Origin of the sequence: Xanthocytophaga agilis, from assembly GCF_030068605.1 — a bacterium.
GTDB classification, from domain to species: Bacteria; Bacteroidota; Bacteroidia; order Cytophagales; family 172606-1; genus Xanthocytophaga; species Xanthocytophaga agilis.
The window spans coordinates 1-20,920 of sequence record NZ_JASJOU010000011.1; the positions used below are offsets into that span (position 1 = coordinate 1).

7 protein-coding genes are annotated in these 20,920 nt (G+C 40.8%); 4 read left to right on the forward strand and 3 right to left on the reverse strand.

Features of this window, described 5'->3' with window-relative positions:
• Positions 1 to 7,939: Ig-like domain-containing protein (locus QNI22_RS26200; RefSeq protein WP_314515230.1), on the reverse strand; the 7,939-nt coding region annotated here is incomplete at its 3' end.
• 17 nt (positions 7,940 to 7,956) lie between these two features.
• Positions 7,957 to 8,322 (reverse strand): hypothetical protein, encoded by a 366-nt coding sequence (locus QNI22_RS26205; RefSeq protein WP_314515233.1) that lies wholly within the window; start codon positions 8,320 to 8,322, stop codon positions 7,957 to 7,959.
• A 606-nt stretch (positions 8,323 to 8,928) separates the two neighbouring features.
• On the opposite strand from QNI22_RS26205, the gene QNI22_RS26210 reads away from it, so the two are divergent.
• Positions 8,929 to 11,196, forward strand: coding sequence for an aconitate hydratase (locus QNI22_RS26210; RefSeq protein ID WP_314515236.1), 2,268 nt, complete (start codon positions 8,929 to 8,931; stop codon positions 11,194 to 11,196).
• A 146-nt stretch (positions 11,197 to 11,342) separates the two neighbouring features.
• Here the strand turns inward: QNI22_RS26210 and QNI22_RS26215 are convergent, their stop codons facing one another.
• Positions 11,343 to 15,935 carry a T9SS type B sorting domain-containing protein gene (locus QNI22_RS26215; RefSeq protein ID WP_314515237.1) on the reverse strand — a complete coding sequence of 1,531 codons (4,593 nt, stop codon included), beginning with the start codon at positions 15,933 to 15,935 and terminating at the stop codon, positions 11,343 to 11,345.
• A gap of 553 nt (positions 15,936 to 16,488) precedes the next feature.
• Here QNI22_RS26215 and QNI22_RS26220 point away from each other — a divergent pair.
• From QNI22_RS26220 to QNI22_RS26230, 3 genes are all read left to right on the forward strand, one after another.
• Positions 16,489 to 17,526, forward strand: coding sequence for a PorP/SprF family type IX secretion system membrane protein (locus tag QNI22_RS26220; RefSeq protein ID WP_314515240.1), 1,038 nt, complete (start codon positions 16,489 to 16,491; stop codon positions 17,524 to 17,526).
• 221 nt (positions 17,527 to 17,747) lie between these two features.
• Positions 17,748 to 18,476 carry a head GIN domain-containing protein gene (locus QNI22_RS26225; protein WP_314515242.1) on the forward strand — a complete coding sequence of 243 codons (729 nt, stop codon included), beginning with the start codon at positions 17,748 to 17,750 and terminating at the stop codon, positions 18,474 to 18,476.
• Between the two features lie 383 nt (positions 18,477 to 18,859).
• A complete protein-coding gene (locus QNI22_RS26230; RefSeq protein ID WP_314515244.1) occupies positions 18,860 to 20,884 on the forward strand; it encodes an alpha-ketoacid dehydrogenase subunit alpha/beta in 2,025 nt (674 codons plus the stop codon).
• Positions 20,885 to 20,920: the final 36 nt, after the last annotated feature.

Consider the following 20,920-nt stretch of genomic DNA (forward strand, 5'->3'; position numbering starts at 1 on the left):
GAGTAAGGCTGTTGATACATCCTTTGGCATCCTTCACCTGAACCGTATATGTACCTTCACCTAAGCCTGTAAAACTTGGATTAGATTGGAAGGTTGTGCCATTGATTGAATATTGATAGGGAGCTGTTCCGCCTGTTGTTCCACTTATGGTTAAAGAACCATCAGTAGCAGCACAAGTAGTCGGATTGGTTCCACTCACAGTACCAGTAATAGCTGCAGGTAAACTCAAAGTTACGGTACCAATAGTGGCACTACACCCTTTGCTGTCTGTAGCAGTGATAGTATAGGTTCCGGCTGCCAGTCCACTGAATACAGGTGAGTTGGTGGCACTTCCTCCATTGAGTGAGTATTGTAAACTTCCACTTCCTCCACTCACACTCACGGTGATTGATCCATCATTGTTCTGACAGGTTGGATCCACGCTGCTTGTAATCAAGCCTGTGATTGCGGGTGGATTAGTCAGTGTCACCGCATTGGTTACCACACACGATGGCTGATTTTTATCCCGTGTATAAACGGTATAGTTACCCGCTGTCAGATTATTGAATACTGCGATGTTCTGATACGTTGTTCCATCCAGTGAGTATTCATACAAACCCGTTCCCCCACTGGCACTTACAGTAATTCTGCCTGTTGTGCCATTGTGACAAACCAGATCGGTTACTGTACTTGCCGCTGCCAGTGTACATCCACCAGGACAGTTGGTCCCTACAGCGGCTGTGGTATTGAAGAAACATCCATCGGCTGTCACTACACGGATTGTATAAATCTGACCTGCCAGATTCGAGAATTCATTGTTATTGATTCCGGCAGGGTTGGCAGCACCATTGATATAATATTGATAAGGTGCTTTTCCACCTGTTACCGTTACGGTGATAGTTCCATCCAGGGTTGAACAACCTGATTCGGAAGTGGTGTTGACAGTTACAGCGGAAATACCATTTGGCGCGGTAATCACCTGAGTGTAACTCACTTTACAGTTGTTGGCATCCCGAACAGACACACTGTAACTGTTGCCTGCCAGACCGGTGAATGTATTCGATGTCTGGAAGTTGACTCCATCGATTGAGTACTGGTAAGGAGCTGTGCCACCCGATACATTGCTCACTGTGATGGTTCCATTGTTGACTCCACACGTTGTTGGATTACTACCACTTACGGTTGCGGTAATTGCCACAGGTGAAGTCAATGTAACTGTACCAACATTCACAATACAATTGTTAGCATCTTTTACGACGATAGTATATGTACCAGCAGTCAGATTGCTGAATACTGGATTTGTATTATAATTTGAACCGCCATCTATTGAATAGCTGATTGCACCTGTACCATTTGAAGCTGTCAATGTAATGCTTCCATCATTTCCGGCACAAGTTGGATTCACCTGTGAAGAAACACTTGCACTTAGCGTACAAGTTGGACAATCTGTACCTACAGCAGATGTTCTTGTAATTTCGCAACCATTGGCATCAACAATTCTGATTGTATAACTTCCAGTTACCAAACCAGCAAATACATTATTATTGATACCGGCAGGGTTAGCGCTTCCATTAATATAATATTGATACGGAGCAGTTCCACCAGTTACGCCACTCACTGTGATTGTTCCATCTGATGTAGAGCAACCTGTTTCATTCACAGCAGTTACTGTTACAGCGGTAATACTTGATGCAGCATTTAATGTTCTGGAGCTAGACACTACACAACCACTTGCATCTTTTGTATATACGATATAATTACCAGCGGTTAAACTTGTGAATACACCTGTTGTATTAGAGAATGTCACTCCATCCAGACTATAACTGTATGGACTTATACCGCCTGTTGCACTTACGGTCAAGGTACCTGCACTGGCATCTGCACAAGTTGGATTTGTGCTTGTAACTGTTGCAGCTAATGTTGATTGCGTTACAGTTACAGAACTTGATGTAGCTGAACAGCTTCCCGAAGTGACTCTTACTGTATAATCACCAGCCGTTGAAACTGTTAACGTTTGATTCGTTGCACCTGAAATAGCTGTTCCATTTAAGAACCACTGGTTTCCACTTACAGCACTAGATGTTAGAACTGTATTACTACCTGTACAGAAAGTAAGTGTTCCACTTATCGTTGGAGTGGCAGGTTTAGTATTGATAGTAACAGTAACAGCAGTCGCTGTGCTTGTACAGCCACTCACTGTTTGCGTTACATAAAATGTTGTTGTTCCTGCAACTGCATTATTGATAGTTGGGGTAAACGGACTGCCACTTCCAACCAGATTGGTTAAAGCCGCATCGCTATACCACTGAATATTTGTTCCACTTGCAGTTAAAGCTGGAATAGCATCTCCTGTACAGATTGCCGCTGGACTGCTTGCTACTGGGGCAGCTGTGTTGGTTACACTTACAGTTGCAACTGCAGATGTAGCCGAGCAGCTTCCAGAATTTACAGTTACAGAGTAATTACCTGCAGTTGTTACTGTCAATGTTTGATTGGTAGCACCTGAGATTGGGCTACCATTTAATAACCACTGATTTCCAGTGCTTGCACTAGAAGTCAATATTGTATTTCCGCCTGTACAGAAGGTTAATGTACCTGAAATTGTAGGTGTAGTTGCACTACCTTCAGTTACAGTAGCTGTGGCTGAAGTAGCAGAACAACCATTTGAAGTAACAGTAACTGTATAATTACCAGCTGTGGATACAGTCAACGTCTGATTTGTTGCTCCCGAAATGGCTGTTCCATTTAAGAACCATTGGTTGCCTGTTGCAGCACTAGAAGTTAGAACAGTGTTATTTCCAACACAGAATGTCAACGTTCCTGAAATAGTTGGCGTAGCAGGAGTTGCATTTATTGTGATTGTTACAGCAGTTGCTGTGCTGGTACATCCTGATACAGTTTGTGTTGCATAGAAAGTAAATGTACCAGCCGTTGAATTACTGATTGTTGGCGTAAATGAATTTCCACTTCCTACCAATGTAGCCAGTGAAGCATCACTATACCATTGTATGTTTGAGCCTGTTGCTGTTAATTGCGGAATTGTTCCGCCTGTACAGATTGCAGCCGGATTGTTAGCTACCGGAGCAGAAGCTGTTGTTTGTGTTACAGTAGCAACAGCAGAAGTAGCTGAACAGCCAGAAATAGTAACTCTTACAGAGTAATTACCCGCAGCTGTTACTGTCAGAGTTTGATTGGTAGCTCCAGAGATAGCTGTTCCATTCAATAGCCATTGATTACCTGTACTTGCACTAGAAGTCAACACTGTATTGCTTCCAGCACAGAAAGTAAGCGTTCCAGAAATTGTTGGAGTTGGTACACTGATTTGTGTTACTGTTGCAATAGCTGAAGTAGCCGAACAACTTCCCGAAGTAACTCTTACTGTATAATCACCAGCCGTTGAAACTGTCAATGTTTGATTCGTTGCGCCTGAAATGGCTGTTCCATTTAAGAACCATTGGTTTCCTGTACTTGCACTTGATGTTAGAACTGTATTATTTCCAGTACAGAATGTCAACGTTCCTGAAATAGTTGGTGTAGCAGGTTTAGCATTGATGGTAACAGTAACAGCAGTCGCTGTGCTTGTACAGCCACTCACTGTTTGCGTTACATAAAATGTTGTTGTTCCTGCAACTGCATTATTGATAGTTGGGGTAAACGGACTGCCGCTTCCAACCAGATTGGTTAAAGCCGCATCGCTATACCATTGAATATTTGTTCCACTTGCAGTTAAAGCTGGAATAGCATCTCCTGTACAGATTGCCGCCGGACTGCTTGCTATTGGAGCTGTTGCATTTGCCTGAGAAACCGCAACCGGATCGGAAGTAGTTGAGCAACCATTTGAAGTAACTCTTACAGAATAGTTACCTGCAGCTGTTACTGTCAGAGTTTGATTAGTAGCACCTGAGATTGGACTTCCATTCAATAGCCATTGGTTTCCAGTTGTTGCACTTGAAGTCAATACTGTATTACCTCCTGTACAAAATGTCAGTGTTCCGCTAATTGTTGGTTTTGCAGGAGCCGCATTTATTGTGATTGTAACCGATGTAGCAGGACTTTCGCAACTACTTACAGTTTGCGTTACATAGAAAGTAAACGTACCAGCAGTCGCATTACTGATCGATGGTGTAAATGGACTTCCCGTTCCGACTTGTGTTGTCAGAGCCGCATCACTATACCATTTTACACTAGAGCCAGTCGCTGTTAATTGCGGAATTGTTCCGCCTGTACAGATCGCACCTGGATTGTTAGCTACCGGAGCAGAAGCTGTTGTTTGACTTACAGTTACTGTTGCAGAAGTAGCCGAACAACCAGAAATGGTAACTCTTACAGAATAGTTACCTGCAGCTGTTACTGTCAGAGTTTGATTAGTAGCACCTGAGATTGGACTTCCATTCAATAGCCATTGGTTTCCAGTTGTTGCACTTGAAGTCAATACTGTATTGCTTCCAGCACAGAAAGTAAGCGTTCCAGAGATTGTTGGTGTTGGAACACTGATCTGTGTTACTGTTGCAATAACAGATGTAGCAGAACAACTTCCCGAAGTAACTCTTACTGTGTAATCGCCTGCCGTTGAAACAGTCAACGTTTGATTGGTTGCACCTGAAATGGCTGTTCCATTTAACAACCATTGGTTGCCAGATGTAGCACTTGACGTTAGAACTGTATTATTTCCAGCACAGAAGGTTAACGTTCCACTGATTGTTGGCGTAGCAGGAGTTGCGTTTATCGTTATTGTTACAGCAGTTGCTGTGCTTGTACATCCTGATACAGTCTGTGTTGCATAGAAAGTAAATGTACCAGCTGTTGAATTACTGATTGTTGGCGTAAATGAATTTCCACTTCCTACCAATGTAACCAGTGAAGCATCACTATACCATTGTATATTTGAGCCTGTTGCTGTTAAGGTTGGAATTGTTCCGCCTGTACAGATTGCAGCTGGATTACTTGCCACTGGAGCAGTAACTACTGCAGGTTGAGTAATAGTAACACTAGCCGTCTGTATACAACCATTCGCATCTGTTACCGTTACTGTATATGTGCCAGCAGCTAACCCTGAAACGGTAGCTGTTGTTCTTACTGGAGATGTATTCCAGCTATATGTATAAGCCGCAGTACCTCCACTTACAACTACTCCAGCCGTTCCATCAGATACACCATTACAAGATGCGTTAGTAGACGAGGTAGTCAATACTAAGGCTGTTGGCTGTCCGATAGTGGCAGTTGTAGTTGTTGTACAGTTTTTATTATCCCGAACTGTGATAGTATACGTACCTGCTGTTAACCCTGTAAATGTAGAAGAAGCCTGGAAGGTTATGCCATCTTTTGAATATTGGTAACCTGGAGTACCTCCGGTAGCTGCTACAGTTAATGAACCCGTATTACCTCCATTGCAACTAACATCTGTTGTAGAGGCTACAGACACCTGTAAAACAGCTGGTTCTATCAACGTCACAGGAGCCAGAGTTGTAGTACAACCATTGGCATCCTTTACAACGATAGTATAACTAGCCGCAGTTAAGCCAGTAAATAATCCGCCATTAGAAACGAATGTTGTACCATCTTTTGAGTATGTATAAGGTGCTGTACCGCCACTTACATTAACAGTAATGCTACCATTAGATCCACCATTACAACTAATATCCTGTTGTGCAGAAACTGTAGCAACAACTTTTGTAGGTTGTGTAAGTGTAGCATTGACAGTAGTCGTACAACCTTTTATATCCCGAACTGTAATAGTATAAGTTCCAGCTGTTAATCCTGTAAATGTGGGAGAAGCCTGGAAAGTCGTTCCATCTTTTGAATACTCATAAGCTGGCTGTCCTCCTGTTGCCGTTACTGTGATATCCCCTGTTGCATCTCCATTACATAATATATTAGTCTGAGAAACAAGAGAAGAAGCTAACTGAGTTGGTTGAGTCAAGGTTGCTGGAACAGTAGCAGTACAACCCTTAGCATCCTTTACAACGATAGTATAACTAGCCGCAGTTAAGCCAGTAAATAATCCGCCATTAGAAACGAATGTTGTACCATCTTTTGAGTATGTATAAGGTGCTGTACCGCCATTTGCTGTTACCTGAATTTGACCTGTTGCATCTCCATTACATCCTAATATATCAACTTGGCTTGTAAGGCTCAGTGTCAATAAAGTTGGCTGTGCAATAGTAACGCCAACACTTGTAACTGTACAGTTATGAGCATCTTTAACAATAATAGTATATGTACCCGCTCCAAGGTTTGAAAAAGTTGGAGAAGACTGATAGGTTGTACCTCCATCTATTGAATATTGATAATTGGTAGTGCCTCCGGTAGCAGCTACTGTTATTTGTCCGCTTTTATCTCCAAAACAGTTTTGAACATCTTGTTGAGAAGCAATTGTAACCGCCAGAACATTTGGTTCAGTCAATACTACATCAGGTAAGGTAATCTCACAACCCTTACTATCCCGTACCTTAATTGAATAGGTACCAGCAATAAGAGAAGAAAACACATTGCTTGTTTGATATGTACCTCCGTTGATAGAGTATTCATAAGCAGGCTGAGCACCTGAAGCTGTTACTGTGATAGATCCGTTTGCATCACCATTACACAATGGATTAGAGGTAACAACTGTAGCATTGAGTTGAGTAGGTTGGGTGAGTGTAGCATTGACAGTAGTCGTACAACCTTTTGTATCCCGAACTGTGATTGTATAGGTTCCGGCTGTTAATCCTGCAAATGTTGGTGAAGCCTGAAAAGTTGTACCATCTTTTGAATACTCATAAGCAGGCTGTCCTCCTGATGCTGTTACTGTAATATCCCCTGTTGCGTCTCCATAACAGCCCAAAATATTTGTCTGTGCTTGTAACGCTAACGTAAGTTTAGCAGGCTGGTCCAGAGTCACAGGAGCAAGAGTTACAGTACAACCCTTAGCATCTTTTACAACGATAGTATAAGTGCCAGCAATCAAACCAGTAAACAATCCACCATTCGAAACAAAGGTTGCTCCATTTATTGAATACGTATAAGGAGAAGTCCCTCCTGTTGCTGTTACCTGAATCTGACCTGTTGCATCTCCATTACAGCCTAATATATCAGTCTTTGAACCCAGATCAACTGTTAAAACAGCAGGATCAACTAAACTAATATTTGAAACCTGAGCAGTACAACCTTTGCTATCTTTTACAGTAATCGTATAATTACCACTTGCTAACCCTGAGAAGTTGCCCGTTGTATTTGAGAAATTAACGCCATCTGTTGAATAGGTATAAGGACCAGTACCCCCAGATGCAGAAACAGAAATAGTTCCATTTGAATTTCCATTACACAATGGATCAGTCTTGCTACTTAATGTTAACTGCAATAATGTCGGCTGAGTTAATGTAACTGTAGTGGTATTAATACACCCTTTTCCATCACGAACAGAAACAGTATAACTACCAGCCGCCAATCCCGAAAAAGTAGGTGAAGTCTGATAAGTTGTGCCATCGATAGAATATTCATATCCGGTGTTTCCTCCTGTAGCAGATACAGTAAAACTTCCTGTCTTATCTCCAAAACAACCTGTAATATTTGTCTGTGCAGTAACCGACAACAGAAGCTCATCGGGTTGGTTAATATTAACACCCGAGAAAACATTTATATTACAATTAGGACTCTTCCGGGTTACCTGCATGATATAGGAACTAGCGGTAAGTCCTTGAAAGGTAATAGTTTGACCGGAAACCGTTACTGTTACAGATCCTAGAGGAAACGTAACAATAGGAGTTCCAGGCTCAAGAATATCCCGGAGAATGAAATTATATAAAGCAGTATTAACTGTTCCTGAAGCTGTTACGACCATCTCTCCATCTGCACCACCGAAACAGGTTACATCTTTAGTAGATGTTACCGAAAAATCAGAAGCCACAGGGCATTGCGCATACAGCTGGCTTGCACTAAACAAGCTTAAAAACGCAATAAGTATATGTAAATATCTTTTCATAATTTTTTAGTATTGCATCATTTAATGATAAAACCGTTCATCCCTCCCAACATTAGCTTCTTTCCATCTTTTATCACCTGTATCACATAACCAGAAGCAGGTAATCCATTGAATATAAGCTCTTTCCTACCCGTTTGCATGGGATAATTCTGTATTACTTTCTTAAAATTCTTCTCATTATCATAGATGTCATACAGCTTAAAGGTATAGCTGCCAGCACCCTCTGATAAACTGATGTATATTTTTCCATTGGCCTTATTGGAAGTTGTATGCTGCACTTCTACTGAAAACTGATTCAGATTTTGTGCAGTACCTCTTTCAGATAGGATAATTAGTCCTGCTATCAGAAGAAATACCTGTAAGAATTTTTGTATCGTTTTCATTTCTTGAGCTGGTTTAAAAAACCGGGTTTATGGATAATCGTAATTTTTTAACTTTTCTATTCGTAATATTTTATTGTATGACTTTTTTAAATCCCCTACTTATTCTGCGTATAGTTGATAATTCTGTTTGTCTCAAAAAGAGATCATCCGTGTATTTTCTTCATTTCAAATTTCCTGTCAGAATATACGCCAGAGTCTTTTATTCACTTATCTGAGAGAAATCTGCTTTATTTTCGTAACCTGAGGGTTTTTCATATTCTGTCTCTCAGTCAGACTTCTTCTGAAACTGTATATACAATTTACAAGGGGTAACCACCCAAACCCATACAAGAAAAGGGTGTTTGGGTACGCATGTAACATTTGCACAGATTATTGAAGCAGGTCTGAAAGAAACTTACTGTAGTTGACAGGTAAGATTTTATAGGAAAAAGCATCTTTTAAGATGGGAATTACCGGTTACCTCAGAGATACCAGAAAAAGAGAGGAAATATCAGGTGGCATTAAAATTGAATAGGTTTTGGTATTTTCGTGACAGTCGTGTAATCTTGTATATATGAAGTCCAAACCTTCAGAATTTGATTCTTTTAACTTTATAACCTATTGAATATGGCTTTTGATATTGAAATGATTAAAGGTGTCTATGCCAGAATGGGAGAACGCATTAGTGCTGCCCGTCAGGCTGTAGGACGTCCGTTGACCTTAGCAGAAAAGATTTTATATGGTCACTTATTCGAAGGCAAACCAACTAAACCATATGAGCGGGGTAAAGATTATGTAGACTTTGCACCGGATCGTGTTGCGATGCAGGATGCAACAGCTCAGATGGCATTGCTTCAGTTTATGCAGGCAGGTCGTGCTCAGGTAGCCGTTCCAAGTACTGTACATTGTGATCACCTGATTCAGGCAAAAGTTGGTGCAGAGAAAGATCTGGCAGTAGCAAAAGATATTAATAAAGAGGTATATGATTTTTTGGCTTCCGTTTCAGATAAATATGGTATTGGTTTCTGGAAAGCAGGTGCCGGGATCATTCACCAGGTAGTGCTTGAGAACTATGCATTTCCAGGTGGTATGATGATCGGTACAGACTCACACACACCGAATGCAGGCGGTCTTGGAATGATTGCAATTGGTGTTGGTGGTGCAGATGCATGTGATGTTATGGCAGGTCTGGCATGGGAACTGAAGATGCCTAAACTGATTGGTGTTAAATTAACCGGAAAATTAAGTGGCTGGGTATCTGCGAAAGATGTTATTCTTTGGGTAGCAGGTCAGTTAACGGTAAAAGGTGGTACCGGATATATTGTAGAATATTTTGGAGAAGGAGCTGAAAGCTTGTCCGCAACGGGCAAAGCTACTATTTGTAACATGGGTGCAGAAATTGGTGCTACCACATCTGTATTTGCCTACGATGAAAAAATGAAGGCTTATCTGGAATCTACCAGTCGTGCAGATGTAGCAGCAGAAGCAGACAAAGTAAAAGATAATTTACGTTCAGATGCTGAAGTGTATGCCGACCCTGCTAAATTCTATGATCAGTTACTGGAACTGAACCTATCAGAACTGGAACCTTATGTAAACGGACCATATACTCCGGATCTGGCTTGGCCTATCTCTAAATTTGCTCAGGCGGTAAAAGAAAATAACTACCCTCAAAAACTGGAGGTAGGGCTGATTGGCTCTTGCACCAACTCCTCATATGAAGATATGACCCGTGCAGCATCTGTTGCAAAACAAGCTGCAACCAAAAAGCTAAAAGCAAAAGCTGAATTTACAGTTACTCCTGGTTCTGAACTGGTACGTTACACAGCTGAACGAGACGGTTTGCTAGGTATTTTTGAAAGCATTGGTGGAGTGGTAATGGCTAACGCCTGTGGACCTTGTATCGGACAGTGGGCCCGTCATATTGACGATCCGAATCGTGCCAACTCTATCATTACTTCATTTAACCGTAACTTTGCGAAACGGAATGATGGTTTATCTGCAACCCGTTCATTTGTAGCCTCTCCTGAGATTGTAACAGCCATGGTTATTGCAGGTGATCTGACTTTCAACCCAATGAAAGACAAGCTGATCAACGAAGATGGTCAGGAAGTTATGCTCGATGAGCCTGTTGGCTTGGAAGCTCCAACCAAAGGATATGCGGTAGAAGATGCTGGTTATCAAGCTCCAGCAGAAGACGGTAGCAAAGTACAGGTACTTGTTGATCCCAAATCAGATCGTTTACAATTACTGGATCCATTTGCCCCATGGGAAGGTGTGGATTTGAAAGGATTGAAATTGTTGATCAAAGCAAAAGGAAAATGTACTACTGACCATATCTCTATGGCAGGCCCTTGGTTAAAATACCGTGGTCACCTGGACAACATCTCCAATAATATGCTGATTGGCGCATTAAATTATTACAATGATGCTACCAACAAAGTAAAAAATCAGCTGGATGGCAGCTATGATGAAGTCCCCAAAGTACAACGTGCATACAAAGCCGCTGGTATTGGTTCTATTGTAGTAGGTGATGAAAACTATGGAGAAGGTTCTTCCCGTGAGCATGCAGCTATGGAGCCTCGTTTTCTGGGTGTACGTGTGATTCTGGTAAAATCATTTGCCCGTATCCATGAAACCAACCTGAAAAAGCAAGGCATGCTGGCGCTAACTTTTGCAAATCCTGCTGACTATGACAAAATTCAGGAAGATGACAGCATTGATATCCTGGGTCTGACTACTTTTGCTCCCGGTGTTCCATTGACTATCGTTCTGAATCACAAAGATGGTTCTAAAGACGAAATAAAAGCGAACCATACCTATAACGAGCAACAAATTGAATGGTTTAAAGCAGGTGCTGCATTGAACATCATTCGTCAGTCAGTAGCTCAATAAGCTTTAGATTGATATATAGCTATATATAAAGTCTGGTTTTAAACCAGGCTTTATTTTTTGATCAAACAAGCTTATATTCTCTAAAATACAGAAGCCTCTATGATATCATAGAGGCTTCTGTATTTTAGAGAACACTAATCAATAAATTATCTGATCAGCAGTATACCCCCTCTTCGCTCCACTGGAGCCTCTTCAGGATAATATCGGGATGTGTATACAGCACGCCATGAATAGGTACCAGTAGGAGCATCCTGTCCTCTATATTTACCATCCCATAGTGGAAAAGCATCACCTGTAGCCGCCTCATATAGATTAGTAGTTTCAAAAGCATATACAACTTCACCCCAGCGATTAAAAATCATAATCTTAAACGACCCCACATGCTTTGAAAATACTTCCAGCACATCATTGTGTCCATCAGAATTTGGGGAGAAAGCCTGTGGAAGTTCCAGTATAGGCCTACATATATTAACTACTCTTACAGTATCTCTACCTGGACATACACTACCATTATTGACAGTGACTACATATGTTCCTAATTGAGTAACTGTGAGCTTTTGTTCAGTTCCTAAAACTGTTGCACTACCTGCAAGTGTCCAGACATAGGTATAGTTGGTACCTGGTCCCGCATCCAATGTAACATTGTTTGCGCCCTCTTCCAGACACAGTGCTACTTGTCTTTGTACTACATTTACAACTGGAGCAGTCAAATACGTAATTTTAATTGTATCACTTATAGTACAAGATCCAGAAGTAACAGCAACGCTGTATGTACCTGCCGAGCTAACTGTAATAGTAGGCGTGGTAGCTCCTGTACTCCACTTGTATGTGACACCTGTACCTGAAACTGTAGCATTTAATACAACAGGATTGCCTGCACATACAGCGGTATCATTACCTAGATTTACTACAGGGGCCTCAATAATTGTTACTGTAACAGCAATTACAGGACTTTCACATCCAACAATTTGACTCACATAGTAGGTGGTAGTGCCTGGAGTATCAGTATTGAGCGTAGACAGATAAGTAGGTGAATCACTTAAGAACTGCGTTTTGTCAGCATCTGCATACCATCTAACTGATCCTGTTAATCCAACGCTTGGTATAGGATTTCCAGCACAAACTGGACCCGGAGGTGTAGGAGAAGGTGCATCAGGTGGTTTAACAAATGGAGTGGTAGATACAGTATCTACACAATTGGTAGCAGTATTACGTGCTATTAGCTTGTATTCACCTGAAATTGTTGCAGTAATTTGTGTTCCGGAAACACTTGTACCATCTGGACGAACCCAGGTGTAGCTATCAAAAGCTGGACTGGTATTTGCCGTCAATACTACACTACTACCTTCACATACAGGTGTATAATTTGCAATTGAAGCTGTACCTGGAGACCCCAAGGTAATAACTACAGTGTCTTTGGCTACACAGCCTGTAGACCCTGTAGCTGACAAAATATATGTTCCCGCTTGTGTTACAGTAGCAGTTCCATCTGCATTTGTAGTAATAGCAGTACCATCCAATCTATTCCATTGGAAAGAAGAAACATCACCCAGTACACCTGTTGCTGATAATTGAGCAGTCTGACAGTCTATAACAGTGCCCACACCTTGTACCTGAGGCTTACCTGGAGCAGCTTTTACTTCATATGTAAAAGAAAATGTACAGCCAGAACCGCCATAATTACCTGTCAGTAAATAAGATCCTGGGATTAAGCCAGCAATGGTAAGTTTGCTAGTTAAACTACTTCCACTGCTAACAACAGATCCATCTGTAGTTGCTAATTGATAAGAGGTAATGTTAGATGTAGAAGGAGTTAACTCTAATGTACCAGTAGTTTGATCACAAGTTAACTGCACAGGTGCGTTGCTTGTAAACTGAGGTGCATCTGCTGAATTATCTCCTATTGAGAATGGAATCGTAGTAAGACAGATCGTAGGACCCATAATTACCAAATAATAGGTACCTGGTGCTCTATTCTCTATACCTGTGATTTGTCCAATACCACTAGGAAATAAAGGACTACGATCACTATCCAACCATGTATAAATATAAGTACCCTTATCTGGATCTGTAGTCGTCAATTCAGCAGCACCATCTCCAGCAGTACAACTAGATGAAGGTTTAGTAGTTATTGTTACATTAGGATTCTTTCTCACACCAATAGAAATAGTATCACTATCAGTACAGCCGGTTACGGCATCCGTCACCTTTACCAGATAAGAAACATTGGCCGTAGGCGATACAGAAAAAGTCTGGGTAGTACTCAAAACTTGTGTATTACCCAATTGGTACCATTCATACTTAGCACCAGGATTGCCGGCATTCAGCACTAGTGTGCTCTGACTACACAAAAGCGTATCGTTACCTAAATTGACATCGATAGAACTATAGCTAACACGCATGCTATCCGTTACAGAGCATTGTCCCGTAGAAACAATCACCGTATACACTCCAGGCAATGTTGCACTAAATGTTCCACCTCCGGGAATACTATCTTTAGCTGGTGTAATCCAGGTATAAGAAACTGTTCCGGAAGGACCTGGTATATTCCGATAGGGATCTAATGTCACCACTGTTCCTGCACAAACGGAAGTATCCCGCATATTGGTAAGAGGTGGTTGAAGAGGAATAATAACTGTTTGTGGATCTATAACCTCAGACTGACAGTCGTTAGTAATAGTCAATGCAGCTTTGTAGCTTCCCGGGCCCGGAAAGGTAACAGCGATACTATCATTTACACCCAAGCCACCATCAGGTACTATCAGAGAAAAAGGCACATTGGAGACAGTAGCTCCTGTAAATGTCCAGGCATACGAAGATTTGGTTGGATCTCCGCCTGCCCTATCTGGACTAGCCTTAAATGTAATTGTCACAGGTTTACCTTCCAGCGTACAAGGTGCATCGGAAAAGGTAAAACGTTGTCCATATGCATCATTTTGTGGTGGACCCGTATTAGGTAAACCCAATTCGCTAGTAGCAGTTAATGTAACAGCATTCGCATTATAACCAGCACTAGCTAAAGTGGTATAGTTTGTAATCTGACCTAATGATGTCTGACCTTGTTGAGCCACATAGAGATTTTGACCATTGGGATCAAGTTGTAAGGCTCCAATTGTGTAGCTGGTAGTGGCAAAAATAGAACGTTTTGTCTTTTGGATCAAACTATCTACTCCTGAACGCAGATCAAACCCAAGAATACGGGAGCTGTCAGCACCACTCCCTGCCAATGATACATATAAAGTACTATCCTCCACAATCTCCACTCCATACGCTTTGGGAGGTGCAGTACCAAGATTGATTGTAATAGGAGGAGATTTTACTTCTCCAGTCTCACTATCAAATGGAAATACTTGTACAATATTTTCTTCACCATTTGCTCCAGGTATCACAACAACAACTTTATCTTCGTATGCTTTTAGATATCCTTCGCCATTTTCTGTACTGGCTCCATGTACATTTCCTACATTATAAGTTTTAGAAGAACCTAAACCACTGGCGGTTAATGGATACACCCGAAATGTATTGGTATTGAAATCATGAGTTACAATCCAGGTAGTAGCATCTCCTGTTGTTGCTGTAGACTTAACCGAAACTACACGTTCTGTACTGGAACTATACAAAATCACATTTTTTCGAGTCACCTGGCCAAGCCCACCATTTAAGCGCATATCCACAATACTATATTCTAATACTGAGCCCGTTGAGGAAATGTCTGTCGTTGTAAATACATAATACACAGGCTCACAATCATTACAACCGGGTTGGGCAACAATCAACACAGCCTGTGTCGAATTTTCACCTCCATGTAGTCCATTATTAGCAGCAACAGTGACATTGTTTCCATTAACATCTTTCATAGGAGCTCCGGTTTTATCATAGACATTTCTACCATCCGTATAAAACAGAAACTTTCCAGATGCATCTGAAATAGCAGAGGTACCTTCGGGAGTGTTTGCACTACCAGTAGTTGCTTCTGGTCCTGACGTGTTATAGAAAATTACTCCGGACCCATTACCAAAATACCAACGGGAAATTTCTTTCTTTTCCTGTTGGTCTTGTTCACTGGGTTTATATACCTTTAGATTGACTTTATTAGTTTTCGAGCAGCCTGTATTAGGATCTGTAATCGTTACGGAATAACAGCCAACAGTATCTACTGTAATGGTTGGAGTAGTTGCACCTGTAGACCATAAATAAGTAGCACCAGCAGGAGCACTTCCACCCTGCTGAAAGACGGCCTGTAATGTAATAGAGGTTCCCTTACAGATTTCCTCTTCCTGAGGTCCCATATTATTATCAGGACCTATAGTAAAATCACTGACACCCTGCTGCACAGTTGCGGCTTTGGTGCTACAAACCAAGGTATCAGTACCTCTGATCACTGAAAGGGAGATCTGATAAGAACCAGGATTTCCAAAGGAATAAACCAGATCTTTTGTCTGAACAGTATCCACATCTCCATCTGGAGCAGTAACATACCAGATATACCCTGCAATTCCTGAGGTATCCTGGCCTAAAGGAATGAGAGTACCTCCAGCACAATTACCTCCAGCACAAATTGTAGGTGGAATAGTGAAGTCCGGACACTGTGCATTGACTATTGAAATACTGGAAATAAATAGAATACACAATAAGCTCACTGAGCGCAGATACCTTGGTATCTTTTTGCAGGCCAGAACCATAGCAGTTGAAACGTGTAAAGTAGTCTTGTTATCAGAATAATTAAGTTGTATGATCACAGAGGATTTGTGTTTAACTAACGAATAATATCACAAAACATTTTATAAAATACCTGGAACCGAAAGTACAAGAACCCAAAATCTATAATTAACTCTCAGTATCAATTGTATTGAAACAGCCTAAGACATCATAAAGGCAATAACCTACTGACATGCACATCAATACATCTAAAGATTAAACCATTCGGGTTATGGTATATAAAAACTGGCTATCATAACATGTATACAGCAGTCAACAGACCATTTTCCACTAAACTCTATCTTTAGATATACGCAGCAAAATAACGGTAAAAAAGTAATTTTCCGCATGTTTATTACATGATTCTGTATGGTTTGATAACTGGAGACTGCTTCTGTAAATATATCAGGCTGATTGTGAAAACTTTCCTTTAAGACAACTGGTTGACTATGAACTACTACTTTTAAAACAAGCTAACTATATAAAATCATTTTTGAGCAACGCTCAATTTTTTTCTAATTTTAGCGTTGGAATCATACATTGGTCTATTTCTTTTACATTGGTGCTCTATAATCTCAACGTATACCAATATTCATGCGAAAGATTTTATCTATAATTTTGATTGTTTTCTGCAATCTTGTTGCCTGGGCTCAGGATCCTCAGTTCTCACAGTTTTATGCCAATCCTCTTTATTTGAATCCGGCGTTGGCAGGAGGGGCGCATGCAACACGCCTTACAGCAAACTATCGGCATCAGTGGCCAGCTTTGGATGCTAATTATCTTACGTATTCTGCAGGAGTAGATACCTATCTTCCCAGAATCAATAGTGGGATTGGTTTAATCATTATGCGGGATCAGCAAGCCTTTGCACGGTATAATTCGATTGATATAGGTGCACAATATGCTTATGAATTGCAGGTGAGTAATTTAATAGCTGTTCGGGCGGGCCTGCAATTCTCCTATGTAAACCGTAGTATCAACTATTTTGGTCTCACTTTCGGGGATCAGTTTGACGGAAAAGGAGGTTTTACACTTCCTAGCGACGATGATCTGGCCAATAATAAAAATCCTGCGGCACTAAATTACCTGAATGTTTCTGCAGGAGGTATGGTATATACCAGTCGGGCCTGGTTGGGCTTCTCTGCTCATAATCTGACACGCCCGAATCAAGCTTATACGGAGACAAACAGCCCTCTCCCTGTGCGGTTTACGGTACATGGAGGAATTAAAATCCCATTGGATGATAATACAAAACATGGTTTGGCAGAGGATAAAACAGCACCAGAACGCAGTATTAGTCCTGTATTCCTTTACAAAGCACAAGGCAAATACGATCAGTTTGATGTAGGTATGTATCTTACTTATGAACCAGTAGTATTTGGTATATGGTACAGAGGACTCCCTATCAAACGTTATGAAGTAGGTATTAACAATAATGACGCAATGGTATTTTTGGTTGGATTTAAACAGTCAGGATTGTCCATTGGCTATAGTTATGACCTCACAATTTCCAATCTGGGAACAGCTACTGGTGGTTCTCATGAACTATCTCTTTCGTACGAATTTCCACCAGCTGCCCCCAAAAAACATGTTAAGCGAAGAGTGAAACGATTGCCTTGTCCAAAATTTTAATCCAACTTTCACAGCCGCAACCAAAAGATTGCGGCTTTTTTTATGATTTATAAGGCACCTTCTCTTTATAGATCTTTAATCACTCTAGTCAGCTCTATTGCATTTTTTGTAGAAATGAGGTTTTCCATGCAACTTTCTATGTTGTATTCTCATCTTATAGGTGTTTTGCTACTACAACTATACATGTTCACTAATTATCAACCTGACAACACGCTCTATCTATGAAAACCAGAATAACTCTTCTCACATTCGTTTTAAATTGTATTGTGAATATCTACCTTACTTCCTTTGCACAGGACAGGATTAAAGGCAATGGTCACATTGTGGAAAAGACATTTTCAGTAAGTTCATTTGATGAGATTAAAATCGAAGGTGTATTTACTATACATCTTACTCAAGGAAATACAGAATCTGTAAAAATAGCTATTGATGATAATCTGCTTCAATATATTACTGTTGAAAATGAAAACGATCGGTTAATCGTAAAATGGACAAAAAACCAACATCAATCTATTAACAATGTAAAATCAGATCTCTATATCACTTTTAAGAATCTTCAGGAACTCAATCTTAATCATGTTGGAAAGCTTCAAACTACAAACACGTTGAAATTACAGGATCTGGTTGTAAATGTGAATAGTGTTGGCGAAACAAATTTGACTCTCAATGCACAATCGCTTACTATTCGCCATGATGGAGTTGGTAGTCTAAACCTCGACGGAACAGCCAAGGAGGCAACAATCAAATGTTCAGGAGTTGGCAGTCTAAAAGCGTTTGATCTTGTTGTTGATAAGCTCAACCTAAACTGTAGTGGTGTAGGTAGTGCCGAAGTGACTGCAGAAAAAGAAATCTCCATTAGTGCCAGTGGGGTTGGAGGAGTGCGGTATCAGGGAAATGCAAAAACACTTCAATTGAATGCATCTGGAATTGGCAAAGTAAAAAAAGTATAATCTAGAAATTCTATAAGGAGTTCATACTATACAGGCATCTTCTCTTGGTTTTTAGTTAACATTCTGATTAAATTTATTACACTTTGATACTTTCAGAATCCGGAGGATAAGCTCTCCGGATTTTTTTATTTAACCATTACTATATTATTGTCAATTAGTTGTATTTTCAAACCCATTTTTAGTATAGTGCAATACTCATACTATTTGCTATTTGACAAAAATGTATCTCTTTTGCAGATACATTTCAATGGATACCCTACATCCTGACAACAGACTATCAACCTGTATCGGGCTCCGGTACTCTTGTGCAGAGTCTGGAAAAACAATTTCTTGCACCTTAAAAATTTTATAATTATTACAGTTTTCAGCTGAGTCATTCGACGATGAGCAAATATTACACGACATTAAACGCAGATACCTTAAAGAAAGCCTACGAATTGATGTGTACAACCCAACACATCCAAAACGTATATAAAAAAAATGCGGATCACATTCCCTACCAGTATAGTTCGTCCCGTGGGCACGAAGCTATTCAGATTGCAGTAGCTATGCATCTGAAGCCCCATGATTTTCTTTTTCCCTATTATCGGGATGAATCCATGTTATTGACCATGGGGATACAGCCTTATGAGTTGATGCTTCAACTCCTTGCCCGTAAAGAAGATCCATTTTCTGGAGGAAAAATGCCCTATCTCCACCCTATCCTGCAACGTGAAGATATGCCACAAATCCCCGTACCGGGAAATTATACAGGATCACATAGCATTCCGGCTACAGGTCTTGCCCAAGGTTTAATGTACCTGTTATCACAAAACCTCCGCATGGATTTTGATCGTCCAGTTGTACTATGCTCTCTGGGAGATGCGGTTATTACAGAAGGAGAAATTAGTGAGGCATTTCATATTGCCATTTTGAAAAAGTTACCAGTTATTTATCTGGTACAGGACAACGACTGGGGAGGAACCGTAAAGTCAGATGAAATCCGGGCTGTAGATGCCTATGAACTCGCAGGTGGCTTTAAAGGTATGAAACGTGTACGTATCAATGGAGCCGACTTTGTGGATGCCTACGATAAAGTTCAGATTGCTATTGATTATGCTCGTCTGGAACGAATGCCAGTACTACTTCATGCCAAATGCCCTCTACTAGATGATCATATTGCCGGAGTTTCTCATACACTTTACCGTAGTGAAGAAAATTTTGCTTTACATCAGAGAGACGAGCCAATCGAGAGACTCAGACGCTATCTGCTCATTGAAGGAGAAACAGAAGAGAGCATCAACAAAATCGGACAGAACATTGAACAAACTATCAACGATAGCTTTGAATATGCTTCTATATCACAGCAACCAGACACAGGAAATATTATGCTGTACCGGTTTGCACCAACAAAAGTTATAGAAGAAGAGGGCAATCGGAATGCAGATGCACCAGAAAAAGTTACCATGATTCAGGCTGCGATACAAGCAATAGATGAGTTACTTACTGAAAATCCGGAAGCAATATATTCCGGAGTGGAAATAGGCAGTCCTTTGGGAGGTATTCATAGAGAAGCAATCGGACTGGCACAGAAACATGGCAATGAACGAGTTACAAGTATGCCTGCAGCAGAATCCTATCTGATAGGATCCATTATTGGTTTAGCTGCAGCAGGTTGCAAACCTATTGTCAGCATGCCTTCTACTAAAAGTATTTTCCTGGCAATGAACCAGCTGAACAGACTTTCTGAAGCATTCTACTTATCTAATGGAAAAACTATTGTTTCTTCTGTTATTCGAATTCCAATTGAATCAGTAGGCATTGAAACATTGTTATTACAGTTCAAAGGTATAAAAATCGCCTATCCATCCTCTGCAGCAGATATGAAAGGGATTTTAAAATCTGCGTTTATTGATCCAAACCCAGTTATCCTCCTTGAACATACAAGCTTGTATGATTTGACAGAAGCAGAATCGCCTGCTCCTGCCTCTGATTATGTACTACCTCTTGGAAAGTCCCGCGTTGCTCAATATTCTGATGAAGAATCCAGAAATGAAGGCAATTCGCTTGTTGTAATCACATATGGTCCAGGTGTCCATCGTACCATTGCAGCTTCAGTCCACTATCCTGGTTCTGTAGAAGTACTGGATTTACGAACATTAAGTCCTCTTGACTGGGATGCAATTATAGCAGCAGTCAAACGCCATGGTAAAGCAATGATTGTTACGTTGGAATCTCAACGGGGTTCTTTTGCCGAAATGCTGGCAGGCCGAATTACTCAACAATGTTTTCGTTTTCTGGATGCACCCGTATTTACTTGTGGGGCAGCCTCTCTTCCTGCTATTCCTGTAAATCAACAATTAGCAGAGACAGCAATCCCCTCAGCAGATAAAATTGCAGAAGTGATTGGTCAGTTATTAAGCTATTAACTAATGATCCAGATCAGCTATTTCTGTTTATAGCTG